Source organism: Elusimicrobium sp., from assembly GCA_015062115.1.
Classification (GTDB): Bacteria; Elusimicrobiota; Elusimicrobia; order Elusimicrobiales; family Elusimicrobiaceae; genus Avelusimicrobium.
This window is the reverse complement of sequence record SUVG01000005.1, coordinates 49,295-73,941: the sequence shown is the minus strand read 5'-3', so window position 1 is coordinate 73,941 and position 24,647 is coordinate 49,295. Positions and strand designations below refer to the sequence as shown.

The following is a 24,647-nucleotide window of genomic DNA, read 5'->3' as shown; positions in this document are numbered from 1 at the left end:
TTATGACTAAAAAGAACTTTTCTGAAAAACGCCGCCACCCGCGTATGCCGGTTATCAGCAATTTAATTGAACCGGTCAACTTACATTACAAAACCGAAGACGGAAAGGAAACTTCCTTGGTAGCCATTTTGGCCGACTTGTCCGCCTCCGGTATGCGTATGATCAGTTTTTTGGGTGCGCCGCTTGCTGACAAATTTTCTATCAGCCTGCAGTTACCCGGTACCGGCAAAATGGAAGTAGAAGCCAGACTCGCCTGGGTAAAGCAACGCGAAAATGTATATACCATTGGTATTGAATTTATTAAAATGGCAGAAAAAGACGCTAAACTTATCAGCGAAATGGCTGACGACTTTAACGATTGCGACACCCGCATTTTGCTTAAACTGCCCGAAGTGTGTGTAGCCGGTTGCAAATGCAACAAAATCTGCAACAAAATTCAAAAAGACGAAAGTTTTTTTGAAGGGAAATAACCCCTGCTCCTTCGCAAGTAATGTTTATAAAAAAACCCTCTCATACGAGAGGGTTTTTTGTACGAAAAAACTTTAATAATACTCACTGGTCGCATCAGCCCAAGCACGGCATAACTGCTTTTGATAGTCTGTTGCTTTACCATACAGATAACAAATTTTTCTTCCTGTATTATAAATCATCAGCGAATATACTCTGCCCCCGCTTACATCTGTATCATTTTCGCGCCGAGCTGCCACAGCAATCCCCGATTGGGCACCATAAGAATTACTGGCCGAGAAAATAAAATTTTTACTCATGCGTGCGGATTGGGCTGTTTCTTCCCCGGAAGTAGAACCATATTCCGTTTCGGTAATATTATAATCAATATCTAAATCATTGATATTGCGAGTATAAGTGCCGTTGGCCAAATAATACAATTGATTTGCTCGGGCAATAGCCTCTACGGCCATAACGGCCTCAGTCATGCGTGCCTTTTCAACTGATTTTGTATATTGAGGAAGTGCCACCGCAGATAAGATACCAATAATAAGTACCACTACTAACAACTCTATCAAAGTAAAACCTTTTTTCATACAGATACCCTCTTAGCAGCAATTATAGCAAATAAAAAATTACTCTCAAAAGTTATCCTTATCAACCGCCTCTTTCGTTTTTAAAGGAAGTAGAACCACTCTCTCCCCAAGAAAAAGTACAATATAAGTATGAAACCCATTGTTCTCTGCGGCCCGACCGCTTCCGGTAAAACAGAACTGGCACTTGAACTGGCACGCCAGGCAGGGGGCATTGTGGTTTCCGCCGACTCCCGCCAAGTTTACAAACGCCTTACTATCGGTACGGCCAAACCGCTGGGAACCTATCAAAACGGTTCCTACACGGTAGACAAAATCCCCTACTTACTGGTAGATTTTTTAGAAGTAACGGACGGCTTCAACGCAGGGGCCTTTCGCACGCAAGTAGATAAAATACGCGCACAATTCCCCAACACCCCTCTTATTTTTGCCGGTGGCACGGGTATGTATTTACATGCTTATTTTGTAGGAATGGACGAACTCCCCGCCGGAACTGCACACACGCGCGAGTATCTTACAAGTTTACTAAAAGCACAAGGAAAAGAAGGTTTACACAAAGCCCTGGCGGAAAAAGACCCCGTCTCCGCGGCAAATATCCCGATAGGGAATGTGCAACGCACCATGCGCGCCTTGGAACTATACCTGCTGACGGGAAAACCTGCCAGCGAACTGAAAAGCGGAACTTTTTTTCAACTCCCCGATGAAACCAAATCTCTTTGGGTATATTTAGATTGGGATAAAGACGCTCAAAACGACCGCATCAACCGCCGAACCGAACAAATCTTTGACGGTATGACCGAAGAAGCCCGCCAATTATTAGCCGAAGGCTACGCGGAAGATACCCCCGCACTGAAAAGTTTGGGGTATCCGCAGGCTATTTCCTTTTTGAAAGGGGAACTCTCCCGCGCACAGGCGGTGGAACGGGTTGCCACGCTGACACGCCAATATGCCAAACGCCAACGCACTTGGTTTAACCGCTATAAAAATGCCCTGCGAATTTCCTTACAAAACCCGCAGGACTTTGACACCCAAAAATTAGCGCGGGAAATTCTCTCCCGCGCCAAGTAAATTATTTCTTTTTCAATTCTTCCAAGTCTTTGGCTCCGTATTCTTTAAGCAAAGCCACCTCTTCCGCCAAACCATGCTTTGCTTCGTACTCCAGCGCCAAAGAAAGCGGACATCTGTATTCGTTTATTTCTTGCCCGCTGTGAGCCTCGCTTAATTCAATCATTTTTTCGTTGGCCGGTTCGTACCAATGCGCCAAATAATTTACATCGGCCCCCTTTTCCACCAGTTTGCGGATAACGAGTTTATTACCTTTTTCTATTGCCAAAAAAAGCGGTGTGTCAAAAGGAACAAAGCCGGGAGCGTCTAAATCTATTTCTTCGTCCAAGAGCGCCAGCGCCTCTTGCGTGCGGTAATGACGAATCGCACTTAGCAGTTGTTTTTCTTTTTCACCGAAAGCCATATCTTTCTCCTTGTTTTTATTTTATAAAATATGAGATATGGAAAAGGTAATTTTAGTAGGCGTTACCCTTAAAACAGATATCCAAAATACTTCCTCGCTGGAAGAACTGCACCGCTTGGCCCATACGGCAGGCGGAGAAATAGCAGGCGTTTTCCGCGTGCGTGTAAACGCGTTCCACCCGGCAACCCTTATCGGTAGCGGGAAAATGGAAGAAATTGCGGAGCAAACCCGCCTGTTAGAAGCCCAAACGGTCATTTTTGACGATGAAATTACCCCCGCCCAACAAAAAAATTTAGAAAAAGTAATCTCTGCCAAAGTAATAGACCGCACCCGTCTTATTTTAGATATTTTCGCCCAACGGGCACGCACGCAGGAAGGGAAGTTACAAGTAGAATTGGCGCAACTAAAATACCTCTTACCGCGCTTGGGCGGACAAGGCACAGCCCTGATGCAACAAAAGGGCGGTATCGGGCTTCGCGGCCCCGGGGAAACAAAACTGGAATACGACAAACGCCGCCTTCGCCTGCGTATCAGCAAATTGGAAAAAGAAATAGAACAAGTCAAAAAAGAACGCAGTTTACGAAGAGAACGCCGCGGAGAAATTCCGCTTCCTCAAATTGCCATTGTGGGATACACTAATGCCGGCAAAAGCACTTTATTAAATGCACTTACGCGCCAAAGTGCCGTCTATGCGGACGACAAACTCTTCGCCACTTTAGACCCTACCACCCGCCGCGTTAAAATGCCTGCCGGGGGAGAAATGCTTTTTACTGATACGGTGGGATTTATCCAAAAATTACCGCACAGTTTGGTCAGTTCCTTCCGTGCCACTTTGGAAGAAACCACCTTTGCCGATGTTATTTTACAAGTACACGATGCCGCTTCCGCTCTGCGGGAAGAACAAGCCGCCACCGTACGCCAAATCATAGCCGATTTGGGCTCCAAGCAAACACCCATATTAGATGTGTTTAATAAAACAGATTTGCTCCCCCCCGCTCAACAAAAACTGTTAAAAGAACAATACCCCGACGGTATTTTTATCAGTGCCGCCCAAGAAAAGGGCCTGACGGAACTGTTGGAAAAAGCGGAAGAGGCCGCCGCATACCGCTGGAAAATCTGCCGCCTTACACTGCAACCGCACCAACTTAATTTATTGGGAATTATCTACGAAAAAGCCATCGTAACCGGCCGGAAAGAAAAACCGTCCGGTGCCTTGGAATTAACCTTAATGGCAACGGACGGGAATTTTAAGAGTTTGCAAAAACGGCTAAAAAACCATTGAAGTTCCTTCTACCTGTTTGATAATATCGTTGAAATCTTGTTCAGTGGGTTCTGCAAAAAAGGGCACTAAACTAATAGTACGCAGGGAAGGAACTTTATTGCGGATAAAACCCATCGTAGAGCCGTTAAACCCCGTAAAGAAAAAGAAACTGCTGGCATCTTTAAGTGTAAATACGGTTTTCCCTTCTTCATCGTGAAAAGCCAAATCTTTTCCCGTAAAAAGACCGGAAGAAACAATGCCGATTAAATCTCCGTCGGCCGTAAACACCCCGCCCCCGCTATTGCCTTGACGAACGCCAAAATCGGGCGAAATAAAGTGTTTCAGTTTTTCTACAAAGAAATTATCCGTCGCGGATAAACGGTAAGACACCACCCCTCTGCTCACCCGCGGCACCGCCAGTACAGGGTTCAACTTTGCGGTAGGAGCCGTGGCGGAGTTAATTAACCGCACCCCGTAGGCCTGGTACTGTGCTTTTGTTTCCGGAGAGAAACGAAGCAGTTTCTTAAATTGGTCATACTCCAAAGATTCCCCCGTTTCCATATTGGCAAACAGGTAGTGGGCGGTTTCCGGATCGAAATAAATAAGCGCGGCATCTACCCCGCTGATACGGTTTTGCCCCGGGAAAAACCCGCTGTAAATAAACACCCGCGGAGAAGCGGTGCTATGCATAATGCGCACATCCGCTTTCAATTCTGCTTCTGCTAAGGTAATTTGTACCGTGCAAGATTTGGAATCGCGGCAGGAAGCATACACGCAGTGAGCCGCTGTAATAAACCAATTCTTATGCACGCGCACCGCTTGGCAAGAATACACCCGCGCCTTGGAATTATAGGTTTGCGAAGTTTCCCAAGTCGCAATTTCTTTTTGTACCAAAAAAGCATTTTCGTGCACCGCGGGTTCTTTCTCCTGCGCGTATGCGGAAACGAAAAGACTTAAAAATAAACTTAAAATTAAAATGTTTTTCATATATTTAAGTTTATATAAAAAACTTCAAAAAAACCACCTTTTCTGCCAAAGTACCTATTTTCAAAGGTTCAAATATAATATAATAGATATATGATGATAACTATCACCCTACTCGTGTTGTTCAGTTATTTGCTCGGGTCTGTCCCGACCGGTTACCTCATCGCCAAACGCGTGATGGGCATTGATATCAGAGAACATGGCTCCGGCAACCCCGGTGCGGCCAACGTGTACCGCACGGTCGGTAAATGGGCCGGTGTCAGCACCTTCCTGATTGACGGGCTGAAAGGTTTTATTCCGGTGTGCTTGGCCCGCCACTACTGCCCGGATAATTACTGGATTGCCATTTTGTGCGGTATTATCGCCATTTTGGGCCACATGTGGACGATTTATTTGAAATTCCGCGGCGGTAAAGGTGTAGCCACCTCTGCCGGTGTATTTGCCGCTATCGTACCGATTCCCACTGCCATCGCTTTTGCTTCCTTTGTGTTGTGTGTGGCCTTATGGGGACGCATTTCTATCGGTTCCATTTGCGCTTGTATCGTTTTGCCTGTTTGCAGTTTTCTCATCGGCAATCACCCCTTATCCGTTAACTTAATGGTTAGTGCGGTGGGTGCGTTGGTTATCTACAAACATGTACCCAATATCAAACGCTTGTTACAACAAAAAGAACTTAAATTTGAAGACGGCTCTAAAAAGAGAAAAGCAAATGAAAATAAATAAAATTACCGTATTCGGTGCCGGCATTTGGGGTAGCGTTATTGCCCAACACTTGGCTAAAAAAGGCTATCAGGTTTCGTTGTGGGAATATAACGAACAGTTGTTAAATGTCCTTAAAACCATCGGCCGCCACCCGAATATCCCTAATTTTAAGATTCACGATAATATCCGCCTTACGGGTAGTGTGGAAGAAGCCGTAAAAGATACAGATTTAATTGTTTTTGTTATTTCTTCCAAAGCGATTCGCGCTTTCTGCCGCGAGCAGTTGAAACCCTTATTGAACGGCCGCGTAGTACCGATTGTCAGCGCATCTAAAGGGATAGAAGAAAAAACTTTCAAAACCATTTGCGAAATTGTAGAAGAAGAACTTCCCCACTTGCAGGACAAAGTGCTCGCTTTCAGCGGCCCGAGTTTTGCTTTGGAAGTAGCCCAAAATGTGCCGACCAAAATTATGCTCGCGGGTAAAGATCCTGTGCTTGTGGACGAAATCCGCGACATTATGAACGCCGACCCCATTATTGTGGTGCCAGCCTCGGATAGACGCGGGGTGGAGTACGGCGGCGGTATTAAAAATGTGCTCGCCATCGGCTGCGGTGTCATTGACGGTATTGGCGACGGGGCCAACGCCAAATCGGCCCTTATTACCCAAGCCTTGCAGGAAATGAACGATATTATCGTCAGCCAAGGCGGTCAAGCCAACACGGTTTACAGTTTGGCCGGTTTCGGTGATGCTATTTTAACGGGTATGTCCGCTATTTCGCGCAACCGCCGTTTAGGCGAAAAACTGGGCGCCGGGCTTTCCTTGGAAGAAGCAAAAAAAGCCGTGGGTACGATTGCCGAGGGCGTAAACTCCGTGCAAAGTGTATACGATATCGCCCGCAAAAACAACTTAAAAACCCCCATTATAGATGCCATTTGGCAACTGGTTTGCCAAGGACAGGAACCCCATGTATTGTTGCATGCCATGGGTTTTACCGAACGGGGCAATAAATAATTTAGAAGGATATTAAAGGTATGAATAAAGACGATGTTATCCGCCATTTAACCCGCCATGTACTCGACAAAAAGCAGGCTAAAATGTCGGTAGATAAAGTGTTTGAAATTATTAAACACGGCTTGAAACGGGACGGCAAAGTGGTTATTAGCAACTTTGGTACTTTCCACTTAAAAACAGCCCGCCCGGTCATGCGCCATAACCCCAAAACAGGCGAAAAGGTACAAGTCCCTGCCAAACAAAAAGTACGCTTTAAGCCTTCCGAAAATGTTTTGAAGAAATAAAAAAACCCCTGCCCATAGGCAGGGGTTTTCTTAAAAATAAAACTATAATACTTGCTTCAATTCGATGGGAAGATCCGTCTTGGCAATGCGTACGGCAGTGTGGGTGTTGGTTTTTCCGTCCAAGCCAAAAATATTTACCCGGTAGATGACCACCATTTTCCCGTCTTGCAATACCACATCTTGAATTTCAAATACTTTATCGGGCAGGTTGCTGGTAGACTCCAACACCACGATATAGTCTTCTTTGAAATTAGCCGCCGGATAACTTCCGCGGGCAACCCGCTTAAAAGCCTTATATTCGGCCGAAGATTTAATCAGCTTTACTTTGGCGGGGGCTTCTATCATGGAAATCTTACTTTCCGTAGCAGGAATCTGCTGGAGCGTCCCTGTTTGGGAAGGAACCAAATCGTCCCCGGGAAGTTGAACCGGATTATCGTTTTCTTCCTCTTTGTTTTTTACCACTGTACCCGTTCGGGAAACCACTTGAGCCACGCCTTCCAATTTAATTTTAGTTAATTGGGAAGGAATGGCAGAGTCGTCCACCACGGCGGGTTCTTCTATCACTTCTACTCCTTCGGGAGTAGTGGCCCCGTCCATGTTTGCGATAAAGAGCGAGTCCGTATCGCTCACCTGGAAAGGTGCAGAGGAGGCTTGTTCTTCCGCCAGAGCGGTCTTGTACGCGTCCCAAACGCGAACGGAAACCGTGCCGGCCAAAAAGACCAAAATAAAAGAAACCGCTAAAAAGATATTTTTTTTCATTTTATTTTTCGTAGCGGGCCGTAATCACCGAGCGCAAACCGCCGCGCGGAGTAAATACCCCGGTAACGGTGGCTTTTTTGGGTTTACAGGCCTTTACAACATCGTCCAAGATTTTGTTGGCAATGTTTTCCATAAAAATACCCATATCGCGGTATTCCAACAAATAGTATTTAAGAGATTTTAATTCCAGGCACAATTCGTCCGGGATATACTCAATGGTAATCACGCCAAAATCGGGCAGGCCCGTTTTCGGGCAGACGGAAGTAAATTCCGGGAGTTCGATTTTGATATCGTAATCCCGTTTGTACTGGTTGGGCCAGCATTGAATTTCCGGAAGTACCACATCCGCATTTTTGCGGGCGTGATCGGACGTGTAACCAAAGTCAATATCGTGTGTACTCATTTTATTTTTAATAACCTCGCAGAATTTAACCAAATCAGTAGGACTATGGCCAAACTTCCCCCCACAGCCCAATGCCAGCCGGAATTACCCGGCCCGCGCCAAAACAAATACCCCGTCAACGCGGCGTTAAGCCCAAAAGCAAAACAGGCATTACCGGCAGTAATACGGCGCAATTTCTTATTTATTGTAAATAAATCTAGCAGGGAATACAAGTCCCGCCGTTTGATGATAACATCTACCCAGTTGTTATACACATTTCTACCGGAGGAAAACACCACCCCCGCATCGGCACGCAACAAAGCAATAATGTCGTTAAAACCGTCTCCCACCATTACCACTTTTTTTCCCATAGCGCGCAGGTTGGAAACAATCTCGGCCTTGGTTTTGGGAAGAACATTGGCGTTTACCTTGGCTATGCCTGCCTGTTGGGCCATATAGGCAACGGAAGATTCGTTATCCCCCGATACCAAAACCAACTCTTTTTTCTGTTCATGTAAGAAAGAAACCAGTTCGTTGGCTCCGCGGCGCAATTCGTCAGACAAAGTTAAATACCCCAAGAATTTACGGTTTTTGGCCACGCAAATGACGGCTTCGGCCATGTGGTCGGCCTTGGTGGAAGTTTTAACGCCTTGCTCTTCCAACCAGGCGGAACGACCCGCCAGAATTTTATCTTCTCCGCAAATGGCCTGTACGCCCAAGCCGGGGAGCACATCAAAACAAAGCACCCGACGGACTTTAACACCTTTCTTTTTGGCATACCCGTTAACAGCATCGGCAAACGGGCCGTCCACCAATTGTTCGGCCGCGGCTACGGCTTCCAACAATTGCTTTTCCAAAGAAGGCTTCACGGGATACACCCCCGATACGCGCAGTTCCCCGTAAGTAAGAGTGCCGGTTTTATCAAAAAAGAAAGTATCGGCCTGCACAACATCTTCAAGGGCCTGTAAATTTTGTATTTTTATTTTAGCCCCACGCGCACCGCTACGGGCAAAAAAGGAAGGAAAAATGGAAATAAACAAAAGAGCCAAAGGCGAACCCAACGCACAACCCGCCAGCAAAATGCCCGAATAATAAAACCATTGGTCAGCCCCGTGGCGGGAAAGCATAAAGGCATATCCCCCCACTGCACACAACAGCGTGATTGCTAAAAATACGGCACACCATTTATCCAACGAAATCTTAAAATTTCCGCGGCGGGTTTCCCCTTTTTTAATAGCGGAAATAACAGTCATCAAGGCGGATTGTTCAAGGGTTTCAGTTACTTCTACATATACATCGGCCGATTTATTGAGTGTTCCGGCGTACACACGGCTTCCTACCGTTTTGGAAGTAGGCAACATATTGCCGGTAATTAGTTGTTCATCGATGGAAGTTTTCCCCTTGCGAACGATTCCGTCGCAAGGCAGGCGTTCTCCGGTTTTTACAAAAATAATTTCGCCTTGTTTTAATTCCTGCGCAAAGACTTTCCTGAATTGATGCCCCACACATAAGCGTCCTGCCTTGGGAAGGAAATCGTCCAGTTTTTTAATAAAAACACGGGAAAGTTCTTTTTGTTGAGCAAAACGACGGCAAACCCAAAGAGAAATGGTGATAAAAAGAGAAACATATAAGTAGAGTTCCGCGGAAGGGCCAAAGAGCGTACGGGTTAAAAAAGTATTAAAAGAAGAATACAAAAAACCGCCGAAAACAGAAACTGTCACCCACATGGGAAGGCCTACCCGCCCGACGGTCAAATCTTTCCAAGCACATTGGGCAAATACATCGGCACAAAAAAGAAAATTGATTAACGCCAATACAAAGATTCCCACTTTCGAGTGTTGGAAAGTAAGGGAAAACAAAATAAGTATAAGCAGACAAACAGACAGGAAAAACCGGTAGGTAAATACCCGAGACGGCAACTGAAGCACCGCCGGTAACCGGCGAGAAGAATTTACTTTTTCAGCCATAAAAATTAACGCGGGAAAAAGCGGTTGGCAAGAACCCGTTCGCGTCCTTCTTCCGTACGCATCAAGCGCATTTTGGCTTCATACTTGCGGACATTGGCCGGATCCAATTTTCTGGCCGCCATATAGTTTGCCGTAGCCGCTACCGGGTCTTCCACGGCTAACATATCCCCCATCAAATCGTAGGTGGGAGCATATTGGCTGGCCAGTTCTTTTGAGCGAACCAAAAGGCCCAAGGCGTAATCTGTTTCCCCTTTGCGGAACATCAAATCGCCCATGTAGTAGTAGGCTAACGCATAGGTGGGTTTTAAGGAAACGGCCATTTCCAAATCTTCATAGGCATCGGCAGGATAACCGGCTTTAATAAAAGCACGCGCGCGTTCCAAATAAGCACGGGCATCTTGAGGTTTAAGCGAAATAAGATACGAAAAATCGTCCAGGGCGGACTGATATTGGCCCATATCGAAATAAGCCAAACCGCGGTTTAAGAACAAAAGAGGTTCTTTGGAGTTAATCTTAAAAGCACGGTTAAAATCTAACAAAGATTCTGATAAGCGGCCTTGTTTATAGTAGGCAATGGCGCGGTTCAGCAGAGCAACAAAATACTGCGGATTGCGGGCAATGGCTTCATTTAATTGGTAAACGGCATCGGCGTAGCGCCCTTGATCCACGTACAAAGCACCCAAGTTGCTGTAAGTTTCGGGCACATTGGGGCTGAGTTTAATGGCCTGCAAGTAATCCAACTCGGCATAGCGGCGGTTTTTAAGGCGTTCTTTCACGTCTTTCGCCGGGAGGCTTTCCCACAAAATACCGCGGTTTACATAAGCGGCAAAGGCTTTGGGAGATTGCTTAATCAAACGGGAATAAAGTTGGATAGCCTTATTATAATTGCCTTTAGAAGTTTCGAATTGGGCCTCCTTGAACAGTTTTTTATCTCCACTGCAGGCCGCTAAAAATAAAACCGCCACGAAAATGCAAAATACTCTTTTCATTTTTTCTCTCCTTGCTCTTTTTTGCAGGTGAATAAAGAAATTACAAACAAACAACCGCCTATCGTAATAAACGAATCGGCCACATTAAATACGGGCCAAATCCGAAAATCTAAAAAATCTACAACAAACCCTAAGGTTATTCTATCATAAAGATTGCCCAGCGCACCCGCTAAAATAAAGATACAACCCCATTTTACTATTTCTCCGTAAGAACAGAGTTCCTTCCAACTTTTTAACAGGTACGCCACAATCCCCAGCATAATAAAAATAAGCCACAAGTTACCGTTTTGCATCATGCCAAAAGCAGCCCCGGTATTTTCCACATAACGCAAATGGAAAAAAGGGAACAACTCCACAGGGGCTTCTTTCAGCCAAAAGAGTGCAGCCATTTTGGTCAAACGATCCAACAGGAACACAAACGCCACGGCCCCTATTGTATAGGAGTTTTGCCAATACCACTTGCACACTTTTTTCCAAGTGTTACGCACCAACGGGTTCTCCTTCTTCTACCACAAGGCCTTCTTTAGCCAATACTTCGGCGCAGCGGGCACAAATATCACCATGTTTAGCATCGGAGCCGACATCTTCTCTCCATTGCCAGCAGCGGGCACATTTTACACCGCTTGCATGTACGGCTTCTACGGTTAAGGTATCCGTGCCGTCCGCAATCTCTACCGCAGAGACGATAGCAATTTCGGGCCAAAGATTTTTGGTTTCTTCCAAAAAGGCTTTCATGTTCGCATCGGCCGTTTTGAAAATTACTTTGGCTTCCAAGGAAGAGCCGATTACACCTTTTTGACGGGCTTCTTCCAAGGTTTTCTGCACGGTTTCGCGTACGCGGCGAATTTGGTTCCATTTTTCTTCCAATTTCACTTGCGGAATAAGCGACGCATTTACCGGCATATTGGAAAGGAAAATGCTTTGCGGCAAATCACGCCCCAGGGAAGTTTTGCGAAGTTCCTGCCAGGCTTCTTCAGCCGTGAAGGAAAGCACGGGAGCCATCAACTGCAAGAGCGTTACGGCAATTTCAGCCAAAACCGTTTGGGCACTGCGGCGGGCCGGAGAAGAGGCACCCAAAGTGTATAAGCGGTCTTTGGAAGCATCTAACATAAAGGAAGACAAATCCAAAATACAGAAATCCGTAATGGCACGCATGGCACGGCGGAAGTTAAATTCCGCATACCCGGCGTGGACTTCTTGGATAAGCGCGTCTAAGCGGCCCAACATGTATTGATCCATTTCCGTCAATTCTTTGCCCGGAACTTGGTGAACAGCCGGGTCGTAATCGGCCAAGTTCCCCAAAGCGTAACGAACGGTATTGCGGATTTTGCGATAAGTATCAATCGGGCCGCCCAAAATTTCGTCCGAAATGCGTACATCTCCCTGATAGTCGGAGAAGGAAACCCACAGGCGCAAAATATCAGCCCCGTACTTGTTCACTACCTCTTCGGGATCAACGCTGTTTCCAAGAGATTTATGCATTTGACGGCCGTCTTGTGCAAGCACCATGCCGTGCGTTAAAATCGTTTTGAAAGGAGCCGTTCCTTCTAAAGCAAAAGAAGGGATATAGGAACTTTGGAACCAACCGCGGTGCTGGTCGGAACCTTCGGAATAGACATCGGCCGGGAAATCTAACCCGCGGTCTTTTAATACCGCCGCCCACGATACGCCGGAATCCAACCACACATCTAAAATATCGGTTTCTTTTCTAAATTCGTGGCAACCGCATTCACACGCATACCCTTGCGGCATGAGTTTTTCCACTTCGTCCGTAAACCAAAAGTCGGAGCCTTCCTTCATGGCGCGCGCTTTGATAAACTCGAACAAATCGTGATTGATTTGCGGTTTACCGCATTTTTTACAATACAAAATGGTTACCGGGGTACCCCAGAAGCGTTGGCGGGACAAACACCAATCGGGGCGCAAAGCAATCATGGAGCGCATGCGTTCTTCGCCGCCGGCCGGATAAAATTTAACATGGGAAAGGTTATCCATCAATTTTTGGCGCAGACCGTCTTTATCGATACTCATAAACCATTGTTCCGTAGCACGGAAAATAATGGGGTTATGGCAACGCCAACAATGCGGATAACTGTGCACGATTTCCTGTTCTTTAATCAGGGCACCCAATTCGTCCAATTTTTTAACCATAAGCGGGTTGGCTTCAAACACATGCATACCTTCAAACACACCGGCATCTTTGGTGTAGCAACCGCGTTCATCAACGGGGCAGAAGGTTTCCAAGCCCCATTGTTTACCGGCTCTAAAGTCATCTTCCCCGTGGCCGGGAGCGATGTGCACGATACCCACCCCGGCGTCCATGGTTACAAAGTCCGTCCAAATAATCGGGTTTTCTTTATTGGTAAGCGGGTGATAGTATTTCATGCCTACCAATTTTTCTCCGGACACTTTGCCGGCTTGCGTGCATTCCAAACCGGTATTTTTCAAAAATTCTTCGGCCAATTTTTCGGCAACAATGTAATACTCGCCCGTTTTGTCATCTTTCAAAATGGCGTAATCTTCCGTGTTGGAAACAGCCGCCGCCATGTTGGAGGGAATCGTCCACGGGGTGGTAGTCCACACACCCAAACTGATAGGTTGGGTATAGTCCAACTCGCCCAACACTTCGGGGTTGGGGTTTGCGAGTCTAAAACGCAGGTAAATAGAAGAAGAGGAAACATCTTTGTACTCGGTTTCCGCATCGGCCAAAGCCGTTTCGCAATGGGAACACCAAGTGATGGTTTTTTGGCCCTTGTAAACATATCCTTTTTCAATTAAGTCCAAAAACACGGCAATCGTAATGCCTTCGTAGCGGGGAGACATGGTGAGGTACGGATCGTCCCAATCGGTTTGAACACCCAAGCGTTTGAAACCTTGGCGTTGCAAATCGATAAATTTGGCAGCAAATTCGCGCGCTTTCTTGCGGAAGGCGGGCACATCGGTAATGTGTTTTTTGTCTTGTTTGAGTTCTTTGAGTAACGCCTGTTCAATGGGCAGACCATGGCAGTCCCACCCCGGCACATACGGGGCGTAATGCCCTGTCATGCTGCGGCTTTTGAGAATAATATCCTTAATGGTTTTATCGAGTGCGTGGCCGATGTGAATTTTCCCGTTGGCGTAGGGCGGCCCGTCGTGCAATACAAAGTGTTTGCCCGCTTCGTTTTTCTTGAGAACGGCTTCGTAGAGGTTGATAGACTTCCAAAAATCTAAAATTTTAGGTTCTTTTTGCGTAAGACCTGCACGCATAGGGAAATCCGTTTTGGGAAGCAAAACGGTGTGAGAATACTTATTTTTTGCCATGGTAAAAACTCCGTAAATTAAGGATACTTACATTATAGAAAATTTAGAAGGAAGCGGATACCGAATTTCTATTTGTATGAAATACTTTCTTTTTGGCAAATTTTCATGGCCTGTTTTTCCGGCAGGGAAGAACTTTCGACAAATACGGGATAACAATAGCGATAGATTTTTAAGCGGGGTTTATTTTCGGCAGAATACGGATAAAACGCCCGGATTCTGTACGCAACCGGCAAATCTTTTCCAAAAACGATTATTTCCACCCCTTTTTCTTGCCCGGTGCTATCGGCACTGAGGTAAAATTGATCCCCTTTCTCGGTTATGTAGGTGGTATTTTCGGCCGTTAGAAACGTCCCTTGGAAAGGGTCGCTTATGTACCGGGGACGCTCCAGTTCTTTGCTTTTTGCCGGCGGGAGGGATATATCCAATTTATCCAAATCGCCCGTAAAATTTTCTTTACTGAGATAATAGACTTTTTGGGCTTGTAAAATTTGTTCCGCTTTGCCGATAATCAAACGGTAGTGTTTGCAGGGTAATACATAGTGGGATAGAAGCAATTTTCCCAGCACCAACAAAAAAAGCAGGGTTAACAAATACCTCAACCAAGGAGGAGATTTAAGTGCCAAGCGAAAGCCCAGGCTATACCCGTTCACGGCTTGGCTCCTTTTCCTTTAAGGAAATTCACAATTTCCGCGTGGCCCATGCACTCAGCCAATTTCAAAGCGTTCATACCGGTAGGGTTTCCGTCCATGATATGCGGCATATTGATATCGGCCCCGTGTTCAACCAGTATTTCCACCATTTGTTTCTTGCCCATGGAGCAAGCCAGCATCAAAGGCGTATAACCGTTTTCGTCCGTTATATCGGGTTTCATTCCGTCCGCCAACAACTTACGCAGTTCGTCTGCATCATCAGCCGAAATAGCACTTGCAGCACGGGCATATAGTTTATAGCGCATATCTAAAAGAAAACTATCCTTTTCCAAAAGTTCTTCATCTGTTTCTTCCGGGAAATCTTCCTCGGTACTTTCTTGAGAAACCGGTGTTTCGGCCTGTTCGGGTTCGTCCGCTTCGGCCCCCAAATGCCAAAGGGATACCTGTTCGCCGTTAGGCAAAGTAACCAGGCTTGCCTTGTAACCGTTTTTAAGGGTTACTTCCAATGAAGGGGTTCCTTCCGGGATATCGGACAAAATCTTTTGTTGCAAATCTCCCACCGCTCGCAAAGCCATCTTATCTGTGGGATTCAGTTCCAACGCTTTTTGAAAATCTGCTAACGCACCCGTGGAATCGTCCAACTTCATTTTTGCATCTGCGCGGTAGCCATACAAAGAAGCCTCGTTGGGAAATAAAGCAATCGCTTGGTTATACTCTTCCACCGCTCCCGCATAATCCTCAAGCGCATACTTACAGCGGCCTCTGCCAAAAAATCCCCCGCCGTAATTGGGGTTAAATTCTATCCCTTTTGTATAATCGGCCAGGGCCCCTTCGTAATCTTTCAAGGCATATTTGGAGTCGGCACGAAAAGCATAGGTACGATTTCCGGCAAGGCCGCCGTCAATCGCTTTGGTAAAATCTTCTACGGCTTTATCGTACATTTCGTAGCGTTTATACAGTTCCCCCCGATAGGCATAGGCTTCCCAATCCTGCGGGTTAGCCGCGATAGCGCGGGTATAACCGGCCTCCGCCTGTGCAGGGTACCCAAGCAACAAATTGGCATAACCCCATAATTTGTGCGGTTCGGAATAGTGGGAATCCAAATCGGTGGCTTTTTTTAATAAATCGGAAAATTCTTCCCGCGGAAGGTCAAACACTTCGCTTTTGTTCCACAAAATAACTGCCTTTTGGTAATACAACTCGGCCACCTGGGGAAATTCGCCCACGGCCTCACTGCAAAGAGCCAAGGCTTCGTCAAATTTATTTTCTTTTGTTAATTGTTTAATTTTTTCCAATTGTTGGCTGACTTTTTCCATAATTTTTTACTCTTCCGTTCCGGTTATTTTGTGTAAGTAGGTATGGAGTTTTTCCAAGGTCTCGCGGCTGATGGCATGCTCCATTTTACAGGCATCTAAATCGGCCGTTTTGGAATTGACCCCCAATACTTGCGTGAGAAAACGACTTAAAATAGCGTGGCGTTTTTTTACATCTTCCGCCGTTCGGCGGCCTTTGGCGGTCAGTTCCACTCCGCCGTACGGTTGATGGCACACATATCCCCCCGCCGCCAAAGCCTTTAAGGCACCCGTTACGCTGGGTGTTTTAACATTCATCATATCCCGAATATCACTCACGCGGGCAACGCCTTTCTCGTTGGCGCACAGAGAAACGGCCTCTAAATAGTCTTCCATATTGGCGGAAAGTTTCGAGGGGTGTTCCGGAGCAGAAAACATACTTTTCAATTTCTTTTTAATATTAGTGGGAGACGGTTTCATGCGTGTCCTCGCAGCGTAAGTTTTGTATATATTAACATATTTTTACAAACGAAAAACTTTCCTTGCTTTCCGTAAACCATAAGTTTATAATGAGGGTAGATGCACCCACAAGGAGAACTTATGGATATCAACACTTATACCGCCGATTTTTTGGCAAACCAAATAAAGAAGGACCCTGCACAAAAAGTGTTTCACCAAGCCGTAAAAGAAGTAGTGGGAAGCCTTAAACCCGTCTTGGAACAAAACCCCGTTTATGTAAAAGAAAAAATTTTGGAACGCGTAACCGAACCCGAACGCATTATTATCTTTCGCGTACCGTGGCAAGACGATAAAGGCGAAGTGCATGTAAACCGCGGTTTCCGCGTGCAGTTCAACAGCGCACTCGGCCCGTACAAAGGCGGGATTCGTTTTCACCAAACCGTTACGCAAGATTCCTTAAAGTTCTTAGGGTTCGAACAAACTTTCAAAAACAGTTTAACCACTCTCCCGTTGGGCGGAGGAAAAGGCGGAAGCGATTTTGACACCCGCGGCAAAAGCGACGCGGAAGTAATGCGTTTTTGCCACTCGTTTATCAACGAACTATACCACCACATCGGCTACCACACCGATATCCCCGCCGGAGATTTGGGTTGCGGCGCGCGCGAAATCGGCTATATGTTCGGGCAGTATAAGAAATTAACAAACGATTTTACCGGCGCTTTTACCGGCAAAAAACCCAACTGGGGCGGCAGTTTGTTGCGGCCGGAAGCCACCGGTTACGGTGTGGCCTATTTTGCGCAAAATATGCTGGCTACCCGACAAGAAGAAATCAAAGGCAAAACCTGCATTGTTTCCGGTACGGGAAATGTGGGAATTTACGCCATTGAAAAACTCACCCAACTGGGCGGGAAAGTGGTAGGTTTTATGGATTACGACGGAAGCATTTACGATAAAGACGGTGTAGATGCGGAAAAATTAGCCTTCTTAAAAGATTTGGTTTTTGTCCGCCGCGGCAGTTTGAAGGAATACGCCCAAAAATTTACAGGGGCCGAATTCCGCCCCGGCAAAAAAACCTGGGATATCCCTTGTCAGGTAGCCTGCCCGACGGCTTGCGAAAACGAACTGCACGAAGAAGATGCCAAATTGTTATTACAAAACGGTTGCCAATGCGTCTGCGAAGGTTCCAATATGCCTTGTACTCCCGGTGCCGTGGAATCCTTCCAGCAGGCCGGCATCCTTTATTCTCCCGGTAAAGCCTCCAACGCCGGCGGGGTGGCGGTATCGGGCTTGGAAATGACTCAAAACAGCATGCGCGTTTATTGGACTCGAGAAGAAGTAGACCAATACCTGCAACGCATCATGAACAGTATTCATGCCAGTTGTTTATCCGCTGCCGAAATGTACGGCATGAAAGGCAACTATATGGCAGGGGCCAACATTGCCGGGTTTAAGAAGGTGGCCGATGCTATGTTGGATCAAGGGCTTGTGTAAGTTCTCTTTCCCCGATAAAAAACCCCGGGTATTACCGGGGTTTTTTGTCGGATAAAATAAATGCCTAAGCGGCTTTGGGCGCTTGCGGAGTATCCCCCGGCGGGTTTTTTCGGGAGTAAATTTTATTCACAATCGTCGCTATGGCCCCGTCTCCCGTTACATTACACGCCGTACCGAAGGAGTCCATGGCAATATAAAGCGCAATCATCAGCCCCAATTCCGCCTCGCCGAAACCCAGCATACTTTGCAGTACGCCCAAGGCAGCCATAATCGCTCCCCCGGGAACGCCCGGAGCCGCCACCATGGTAATTCCCAACATACAAATAAAACCGGCAAATTGCCACACGGAAACGGAAGCCCCCGTCATAAATAAAATCGCCAAGGCACACGCTACAATTTTCATGGTACTTCCCGAAAGATGAATCGTAGCGCATAACGGAACCACAAAACCGGCGACTTCTTCCCGCACGCCGATTTTAACGGTTTGCTTGAGCGTAACCGGAATCGTGGCGGCGGAAGATTGCGTCCCTAAAGCCGTCATGTACGATACCAACATCACTTTAAGCATGGAAAAGGGATTTTTCCCCGCAACAATTCCCGCCAAAGTAAATTGCAACACCAACATAACGGCCGTAATCAAAAAGATTAACACAATTATTTTGGCAAATACACCCAATACCGCCACGGCTTGGCCGGATACCGTCATATTCAAAAAAATACCGAAAATGTAATAGGGAAGGAGCGGAATAATGACGCGCAAAATTACTTTGTCCACAATATCGCGGAAATCAACCATAATACCCTTTAAGCGTTCTCCCTGAATAGATGCCATGCCCAATCCCAAGGCAAATGCAAACACAAGCGCACTCATCACATCCATCAAAGGCGGCATGGCTATGGTAAAATACGGTTTCAATTCCGCCGCGGAAGCAAATTGTGTTTTTAAGGAAGAAGGATCCAATAAATACGGCAAGGCCAAATCGGCCACCGTAAAACTAAAAAAGCCGGACACCAAGGTAAAAGCATAGGCAAGAGCCGCCGTAATAAACAACAGTTTGCCGGCACTTCGGCCCAATTCCGCAATACCGGGAGCCACCAGGCCCACAATCAAAAGCGGAATCATAAAACCCAAAAAATTACCGAACAACCCGTTAAAGGTCAGCACGGCACGGGTCAGCCCGTCGGGGAAAAACAACCCGCACACAATGCCCGAAATAATAGCACAAATTACCCCGGGCAAAAGCCCCCATTTCAACTTCAAATGCAATTTTCTTTTTCGTATTTTCATTTTCCGCTCCTCATCGTAAATCATTATTATACGAAATGTGTGTATCGTCTTGACGGCAATTTGCTACAATAGGGTAAAATCGGGAGGGTGTTTATGCGTAAATTTTACGGGATATTTTTGTGTTTGTGCCAAGCCTTGATGCTAAATGCGCTTCACTTCTCAACGAACGAAGCCCTTTCCCCCAAACCCGCCGAAGATTCTTTTTCTCTGCAAACTTATATCCAAGGTTTCCTGCAAAACTCCCCCGAATTAAAAGCGGACAAAAACACCCTTTCCATTGCCGAGAACCACTATAAAAACGCTTTCACGGACGCTTTTTTACCTACCTTTTCCGTCTCTGCGGGGGCTGATAAATCGTATAACAGAGCGGAGCGTTTCTCTTCCTGGAGTGATTTTCGCTCGGTCGATTCCTCGGCACAGGCCTCCGGCTCGTGGAATTTGTTTAATACCGGAAAAGATTTCCTATCCTACAAGTCGGCTTCCCTTTCCTGGCAAACGGCTCAAATCAATTTCGAATCGGCCGTTCAACAATATGTGCTAGATGCCGTGCGTACTTATTACGACCTTCTTTTGGGACAAAAACTGATGCAAGTGTATCAAGACGATTTGGAAGTAGCGCAAAAACAATACGAACAGGATAAAGTTCTCTACGATAACGGCCTCAAAACCCGCTCCGATTTGTTATCCAGTGAAACCAGTTGGCGCAGTAGCCAGTTGTCCCTTTTTTCGGCTCAAAACGATTATGCCAACAAACTTAAAAATTTCAACATTGCCATTAACCGCCCCATTGAAGCCCATGCCGTGCTGGACGAGCACATCAGCGAGGACATCGCCCCCCTGCCTTCTTTGGAGGAAGACTTAACCCGGGCCCTGGCCCACCGCTACGATGCCCGAACCCGCCGCTTAACATTGCGACAAAGCGATTTATCCTACACGCAAAGCCAACTCAACACCCTGCCGTCCGTTTTTGTCAATTTGTTTGCCAGTACCGGGCGCGGACTCAATCACCACGAGTTATGGGACTACAACTACGGTATTTCCGCCGGAGTGAGTTTTGACTTGGGTTTCTTTTATATAGACAAATACCGCAATCGCCAAACCAACCGTTTGGAAAACGAAAACGCACACTTGGACTACGAACAATTTTTACGCTCCTTGCGGGACGCCGTGGTGGAAGCGCGTAACGCGCTGTTGCTTAAAATGCAAAGTTTGGATATTTCCAAACTGCGTTTGCAAGCGGCGGAAGAAAAATTTTCCGCCACACAACTTAAATATAAAAACGGACTGATGAGCGCAACGGATCTGACCGTTTCCCGTCAGGAAATGATTTCCGCTCAAGTAGATTACGCCACCCTGCTGTCCGAGCTGACCATTACGCGCCTGCGCTATAAATACGCGTTGGGTGAAAAAATTTACGACTATCAACCGGAGGATTTATGAAGAAAAAATCTTGGAAAAAATGGCTCTTTCGCCTGGTATATTTACTAGTGGCCGCGGCAATTTTATGGGCAGGCTGGTTTTTTGGCGTGAAACCCTTAATTGCCAAAATTAAAGGCGATGTGATTACCCCACAAGACATTGAAACCGTCAAAAAGGATAAAATAGAACTCTTTTTCAAAACGAGCGGTACTATTACTGCCAAGCAGGACGAAAAAGTAACCGCCAAACCCAGCGGTATCTTAAAAGCCGTGTATGTAAAAGAAGGCGATTTTGTAAAAGAAGGGCAGGAAGTGGGCCTTATTAAACCCGGCCGTAACGAGTTTGAAGATTATAAACCTATGCCCATTTTATCTACCGCTACGGGCACCGTGGTAAAATGCCACGCCGACAGTATGGATTACGATAAAGACATTTCGGAAAGAGATCTTTCCCTTCCCCGCTTGGGAACCTTCCTCAACGGCAGTTACGACAATGCCGACAATGCCACCTGCTTTTTGCGTGTGGTAAACATGGATACGCTGGTTATCCCCATGTATGTAACGGAACGGCAAGTATTAAAACTTTCCAACAATATGCCGGTGGACATTAAAATTCCCGCCTTGGGAGACAAAGCCCCCCCGTTAAAAGGAAAGATTACGCATATTTCTTCCCAAATAGAAAAAAGCGGAAGCCGCTGGAGCGACAGCAAAGGCTTTTTGGTTTTAGTAGAACTCCCCCGCAATAAACAAAACATTTTACTGGGGGTAAATGCCAATGTATCTATCGTACTGGAAAAAAAGGAAGATGTCCTCGTAATCCCGGCCGTTTCCTTATTTGAAAAACAAGGAAAATCTTATGTTTTCAAATACCTCGGCAACAACAAAACCGAAAAAGTGGAAATCGAAACGGGCCTTGCCAACGATACTTTGGTGGAAGTAACCAAAGGGCTCCAAGAAGGAGAGAAAATTTTGAATACTTTGCCGTACGGAGAATCATGGTAATTTGTTGCAAAAACCTCGTTAAAATTTATCAAGCGGCGGAAGAATTTCGCGCGCTGGACGGGGTTTCGTTGCAAATAGAAGAAGGGGAATTTGTCTCCATTATGGGCCCCAGCGGTTGCGGAAAAAGCACGCTCTTAAACATTTTGGGACTATTGGACGAACCTTCCCAAGGCGAGTATTTATTAAACGGCACCCCCACCGCACACATGAACGATCTGCACCGTTCCCGTATGAGAAGGGAAAATATCGGTTTTATTTTTCAATCTTTTAACTTGATGCCGCGCTTGTCGGTGTTGGAAAACATCGCCCTGCCGATGCGTTATACGGATACTCCCCGCCACGAAATTTTACCCCGCGCACGGGAACTGGCTAAAAGGGTAGGGCTTGAAAGCAAACTTTCCAACACGCCTTTGCAACTATCCGGAGGCCAATGCCAACGCGTGGCCTGTGCGCGCGCACTGGCCAACAACCCCCGTATTATTTTGGCCGACGAGCCGACGGGTAATTTGGACTCTAAATCAAGCAAAGATGTCATAGATTTACTGCACGAACTTAACAAAAACGGGCTAACCTTAGTGATGGTAACGCACGACCCGAAATTGGCGGAAAATACCCACCGAGTTATTCGTATGAAGGACGGTAAAATCGTATGAAACTGATAGACTTGCTAGCCACCGGTTGGGCCGAAATTCGCGCACATAAGATGCGTAGTTTTTTAAGTTTCTTTGCTATTGCTATCGGTATTGCCACCTTTTTTTACACACTCAGTATCCTCAGCCAACGCTATAGAGACATTGAACGCGCGGTGGAATTGGCCGGAAAGGGGAGATTGGACGTTTCCACCGAACACCCGTTGGATACCGACCAATACCAAGAACTCAAAAATATGCTCCCGGAAGAAACCTCTCTTTCATTTGTTACAGATAACTCTTTTGAAAGAATGTATTACAAAAACAATACCATCAGTTCCTTTCTAAATTATGGGGTTTTTCCGTCTTGGGCAGATTCCAATTTTGTTTATCGCCTGGAAGGGCGTTTTATCAACTACACGGACATTGAAAACAAAAACCGCGTGATGGTATTGATGGTTTTTCCGCATGAGAAAGAAGAACGGGATTTGTGGAAGTGGAACCATCACGACCCGGACGAAGATCCCCCTCAAGACATCAAAGATTTTACCTACCGGCATAATTTACTGGGTCAACAGGTTACCATGAACGACGAGTCCTTTACCGTGGTAGGAATTTTGCATGCCCCCGAAGCCAAAGACGACCCCCGTTTCCCCGAAGAAAAAGAACGTATCGTTCCTGCTTTTATTCCGCACACCACGTGGTACGAACTCCAACCTGCCTGGCAAGAAAATTTTTCCGAAAAAATTCGCGTGATAACGGGAGACGAACGCACCGTCCGCCAAGCCGCCAACACCGTAACTACCTTCCTGCGTTCTCAATTCGGTAAAAATGAAAAACCCGAAATCAAATTTTTCCACGAAACCGCCAAAGCCCGAACCAAAGAAGCCCGTGAGGACTTGAACAATATGCTCTTTTTGGGGCTAATTGCCATGATTGCCGGCGGTATCGGTATTATGAACGTAACCATGGCGGTTATCTTTTCGCGCACAAAAGAAATCGGTATCCGCCGCGCCCTGGGAGCCACAAGAAGGGATATTTTAACCCAGTTTTTGGTGGAAGCCATGTTGCTTGGCTTTTGCGGTTCTATCGCCGGTATGGTGCTGGGTTACGGGGCCGTTTTGCATTTGGCCGTTAACACGAAAGAAATGACTTTTTCGTGGTGGGTGGTGGTATTGTCTGTCCTGATTGCCATTTCCACCAGTTTTATCTTTGCGCTCTACCCGGCGTGGAAGGCTTCCAACTTAAAACCGGTAGATGCGCTTAAGTACGAATAGTTTCAATTTGCTACAATAGTGCTATGCAAGTAAAAATTAACATTGATGGCGGTTCTCGCGGAAATCCGGGCCTTGGGGCAGCGGCTTATGTCATTTGCGATTTGGGCGGAAAAGTCCTGTCGCAGGAAGGGTATTTTATGCCCCATTGTACCAACAATCAAGCCGAATATACTGCGCTTAAACTGGCCCTTATTAAAGCCGCCGAACTGGGCGCAACAGAACTGTTTATCGAGTCCGACTCTTTACTCTTGGTAAAACAATACTTGGGGGAATATAAAATAAAACACCCCGATTTGGCCGCCCGCATGCAGGTAATCCGCCGCTTGGCCACTCCTTTTACGATTCATATTAAGCATGTGCTTCGCCACTTAAATAAAGCCCCCGATGCGCTGGCGAATAAAGCCATGGACGCTAAACAATCGCTAGGTTTTAACCCCATTAAACACTTGCCGCAAGATAACGAAATTGATATCCCCGCCCAATCCCAAGACAATGTGGTAAACGGGGTGGAGGTAACCCCGGTTCCCCGCCCGACAGCAAAAGCGGCCCCCAAAACAACCCCTAAACCGAAGCAACCCAGCCTGTTCGACGATTTATAATCGCTTTCTTTTTTGGTAAAATAGAATTGGACGGCCCAGATAACCGCCTCCGGCCGAGTTCGGCTTGGGGGAGGAACTTCCGGACTCCACAAGGCAGTGCGCCGCTCGAAAGGGCGGGACGGCGGGGCTATATCCCCGTTGGACGGAAAGTGCAACAGAAAATATACCGCCCGCAAGGGTAAGGGTGAAAGGGTGCGGTAAGAGCGCACCGCGCGTTTGGCAACAAGCGCGGCACGGTAAACCCCGCATGGAGCAAGGCCAAGCCGGTCCACACGTTGCCCGCGTTCGCGACCAAGTAGGCCGCTTAGAGTAATGGTTATCCCGGCCCGCAAGGGCTGACAGAATCCGGGGTATCGGCCGTCCTTTTCTCTAGACCTAACTCCTTTTGGGTCTT

At 46.6% G+C, this 24,647-nt stretch carries 25 protein-coding genes and 1 other RNA gene; 13 read left to right on the top strand and 13 right to left on the bottom strand.

The features are described 5' to 3' along the window. Positions 1-2 precede the first annotated feature (2 nt). The gene (locus E7027_04830; protein ID MBE6421437.1) at positions 3-470 is read left to right on the top strand and encodes a PilZ domain-containing protein; all 468 of its coding nucleotides are present in this window, start codon (positions 3-5) and stop codon (positions 468-470) included. Positions 471-542: 72 nt separating this feature from the next. On the opposite strand, the gene E7027_04825 is transcribed toward E7027_04830, so the two are convergent. Beyond that, a complete protein-coding gene (locus tag E7027_04825; GenBank protein ID MBE6421436.1) occupies positions 543-1,043 on the bottom strand; it encodes a prepilin-type N-terminal cleavage/methylation domain-containing protein in 501 nt (166 codons plus the stop codon). Positions 1,044-1,172: 129 nt separating this feature from the next. Here E7027_04825 and miaA point away from each other — a divergent pair, with 129 nt between their 5' ends. Further along, positions 1,173-2,108 (top strand): tRNA (adenosine(37)-N6)-dimethylallyltransferase MiaA, encoded by a 936-nt coding sequence (gene miaA, locus E7027_04820; protein MBE6421435.1) that lies wholly within the window; start codon positions 1,173-1,175, stop codon positions 2,106-2,108. 1 nt (position 2,109) lies between these two features. Here miaA and E7027_04815 read toward each other — a convergent pair whose 3' ends face one another. Beyond that, entirely contained in the window at positions 2,110-2,508 is a 399-nt protein-coding gene (locus E7027_04815; GenBank protein MBE6421434.1) for a hypothetical protein, read from the bottom strand. A 37-nt stretch (positions 2,509-2,545) separates the two neighbouring features. On the opposite strand from E7027_04815, the gene hflX reads away from it, so the two are divergent. Then, positions 2,546-3,790: a GTPase HflX gene (gene hflX / locus E7027_04810; protein MBE6421433.1), complete on the top strand. Its 1,245-nt coding sequence runs from the start codon at positions 2,546-2,548 to the stop codon at positions 3,788-3,790. Here the strand turns inward: hflX and E7027_04805 are convergent. Continuing rightward, complete coding sequence (locus E7027_04805) at positions 3,776-4,756, bottom strand: serine protease (protein ID MBE6421432.1); 981 nt, start codon at positions 4,754-4,756, stop codon at positions 3,776-3,778. The two genes, hflX and E7027_04805, sit on opposite strands and share 15 nt — an antisense overlap. A 90-nt stretch (positions 4,757-4,846) precedes the next feature. Between E7027_04805 and plsY the strand changes: the two genes are divergently transcribed. From plsY to E7027_04790, 3 genes are read left to right on the top strand one after another with little or no spacing between them, the layout of a single operon-like run. Further along, the gene (gene plsY, locus E7027_04800; protein MBE6421431.1) at positions 4,847-5,476 is read left to right on the top strand and encodes a glycerol-3-phosphate 1-O-acyltransferase PlsY; all 630 of its coding nucleotides are present in this window, start codon (positions 4,847-4,849) and stop codon (positions 5,474-5,476) included. Next, positions 5,388-6,467 carry an NAD(P)-dependent glycerol-3-phosphate dehydrogenase gene (locus tag E7027_04795; GenBank protein MBE6421430.1) on the top strand — a complete coding sequence of 360 codons (1,080 nt, stop codon included), beginning with the start codon at positions 5,388-5,390 and terminating at the stop codon, positions 6,465-6,467. The genes plsY and E7027_04795 overlap by 89 nt, the downstream gene beginning before the upstream one ends. 20 nt (positions 6,468-6,487) lie before the next feature. Then, a complete protein-coding gene (locus tag E7027_04790; protein ID MBE6421429.1) occupies positions 6,488-6,751 on the top strand; it encodes a DNA-binding protein HU in 264 nt (87 codons plus the stop codon). 42 nt (positions 6,752-6,793) lie between these two features. On the opposite strand, the gene E7027_04785 is transcribed toward E7027_04790, so the two are convergent. From E7027_04785 to E7027_04745, 9 genes are all read right to left on the bottom strand, one after another. Then, positions 6,794-7,510: a hypothetical protein gene (locus tag E7027_04785; protein ID MBE6421428.1), complete on the bottom strand. Its 717-nt coding sequence runs from the start codon at positions 7,508-7,510 to the stop codon at positions 6,794-6,796. 1 nt (position 7,511) lies between these two features. Then, a complete protein-coding gene (gene queF / locus E7027_04780; protein MBE6421427.1) occupies positions 7,512-7,913 on the bottom strand; it encodes an NADPH-dependent 7-cyano-7-deazaguanine reductase QueF in 402 nt (133 codons plus the stop codon). Next, on the bottom strand, positions 7,910-9,859 hold the full coding sequence (locus tag E7027_04775) for a cation-translocating P-type ATPase (protein ID MBE6421426.1): 1,950 nt from the start codon (positions 9,857-9,859) through the stop codon (positions 7,910-7,912). The genes queF and E7027_04775 overlap by 4 nt, the downstream gene beginning before the upstream one ends. 5 nt (positions 9,860-9,864) lie before the next feature. Beyond that, positions 9,865-10,848 carry a tetratricopeptide repeat protein gene (locus tag E7027_04770; GenBank protein ID MBE6421425.1) on the bottom strand — a complete coding sequence of 328 codons (984 nt, stop codon included), beginning with the start codon at positions 10,846-10,848 and terminating at the stop codon, positions 9,865-9,867. Continuing rightward, a complete protein-coding gene (gene lspA, locus E7027_04765; GenBank protein MBE6421424.1) occupies positions 10,845-11,237 on the bottom strand; it encodes a signal peptidase II in 393 nt (130 codons plus the stop codon). Before lspA ends, E7027_04770 begins: the two co-directional genes overlap by 4 nt. 91 nt (positions 11,238-11,328) lie before the next feature. Beyond that, positions 11,329-14,148 carry an isoleucine--tRNA ligase gene (gene ileS, locus E7027_04760; GenBank protein MBE6421423.1) on the bottom strand — a complete coding sequence of 940 codons (2,820 nt, stop codon included), beginning with the start codon at positions 14,146-14,148 and terminating at the stop codon, positions 11,329-11,331. A 68-nt stretch (positions 14,149-14,216) separates the two neighbouring features. Continuing rightward, positions 14,217-14,798 (bottom strand): hypothetical protein, encoded by a 582-nt coding sequence (locus E7027_04755; protein MBE6421422.1) that lies wholly within the window; start codon positions 14,796-14,798, stop codon positions 14,217-14,219. Beyond that, positions 14,795-16,114, bottom strand: coding sequence for a tetratricopeptide repeat protein (locus E7027_04750; protein ID MBE6421421.1), 1,320 nt, complete (start codon positions 16,112-16,114; stop codon positions 14,795-14,797). Before E7027_04750 ends, E7027_04755 begins: the two co-directional genes overlap by 4 nt. A 6-nt stretch (positions 16,115-16,120) precedes the next feature. Then, positions 16,121-16,570 (bottom strand): metal-dependent transcriptional regulator, encoded by a 450-nt coding sequence (locus E7027_04745; GenBank protein ID MBE6421420.1) that lies wholly within the window; start codon positions 16,568-16,570, stop codon positions 16,121-16,123. A gap of 120 nt (positions 16,571-16,690) precedes the next feature. Here E7027_04745 and E7027_04740 point away from each other — a divergent pair, with 120 nt between their 5' ends. After that, positions 16,691-18,040, top strand: a complete 1,350-nt coding sequence (locus tag E7027_04740; protein MBE6421419.1) for an NADP-specific glutamate dehydrogenase — start codon at positions 16,691-16,693, stop codon at positions 18,038-18,040. Positions 18,041-18,104: 64 nt separating this feature from the next. Here the strand turns inward: E7027_04740 and E7027_04735 are convergent, their stop codons facing one another. Further along, positions 18,105-19,328 (bottom strand): dicarboxylate/amino acid:cation symporter, encoded by a 1,224-nt coding sequence (locus tag E7027_04735; protein MBE6421418.1) that lies wholly within the window; start codon positions 19,326-19,328, stop codon positions 18,105-18,107. 93 nt (positions 19,329-19,421) lie between these two features. Here E7027_04735 and E7027_04730 point away from each other — a divergent pair, with 93 nt between their 5' ends. From E7027_04730 to rnpB, 6 genes are all read left to right on the top strand, one after another. Beyond that, positions 19,422-20,768 (top strand): TolC family protein, encoded by a 1,347-nt coding sequence (locus E7027_04730; protein ID MBE6421417.1) that lies wholly within the window; start codon positions 19,422-19,424, stop codon positions 20,766-20,768. After that, positions 20,765-21,748, top strand: a complete 984-nt coding sequence (locus E7027_04725; protein MBE6421416.1) for a hypothetical protein — start codon at positions 20,765-20,767, stop codon at positions 21,746-21,748. Before E7027_04730 ends, E7027_04725 begins: the two co-directional genes overlap by 4 nt. Further along, positions 21,742-22,401: an ABC transporter ATP-binding protein gene (locus E7027_04720; GenBank protein MBE6421415.1), complete on the top strand. Its 660-nt coding sequence runs from the start codon at positions 21,742-21,744 to the stop codon at positions 22,399-22,401. Before E7027_04725 ends, E7027_04720 begins: the two co-directional genes overlap by 7 nt. Continuing rightward, the gene (locus E7027_04715) at positions 22,398-23,654 is read left to right on the top strand and encodes an ABC transporter permease (GenBank protein ID MBE6421414.1); all 1,257 of its coding nucleotides are present in this window, start codon (positions 22,398-22,400) and stop codon (positions 23,652-23,654) included. Before E7027_04720 ends, E7027_04715 begins: the two co-directional genes overlap by 4 nt. Positions 23,655-23,677: 23 nt before the next feature. Beyond that, positions 23,678-24,253, top strand: coding sequence for a ribonuclease HI family protein (locus tag E7027_04710; protein MBE6421413.1), 576 nt, complete (start codon positions 23,678-23,680; stop codon positions 24,251-24,253). A 26-nt stretch (positions 24,254-24,279) separates the two neighbouring features. Next, positions 24,280-24,622: RNase P RNA component class A (rnpB, locus tag E7027_04705), an RNA gene on the top strand. Positions 24,623-24,647 lie beyond the last annotated feature (25 nt).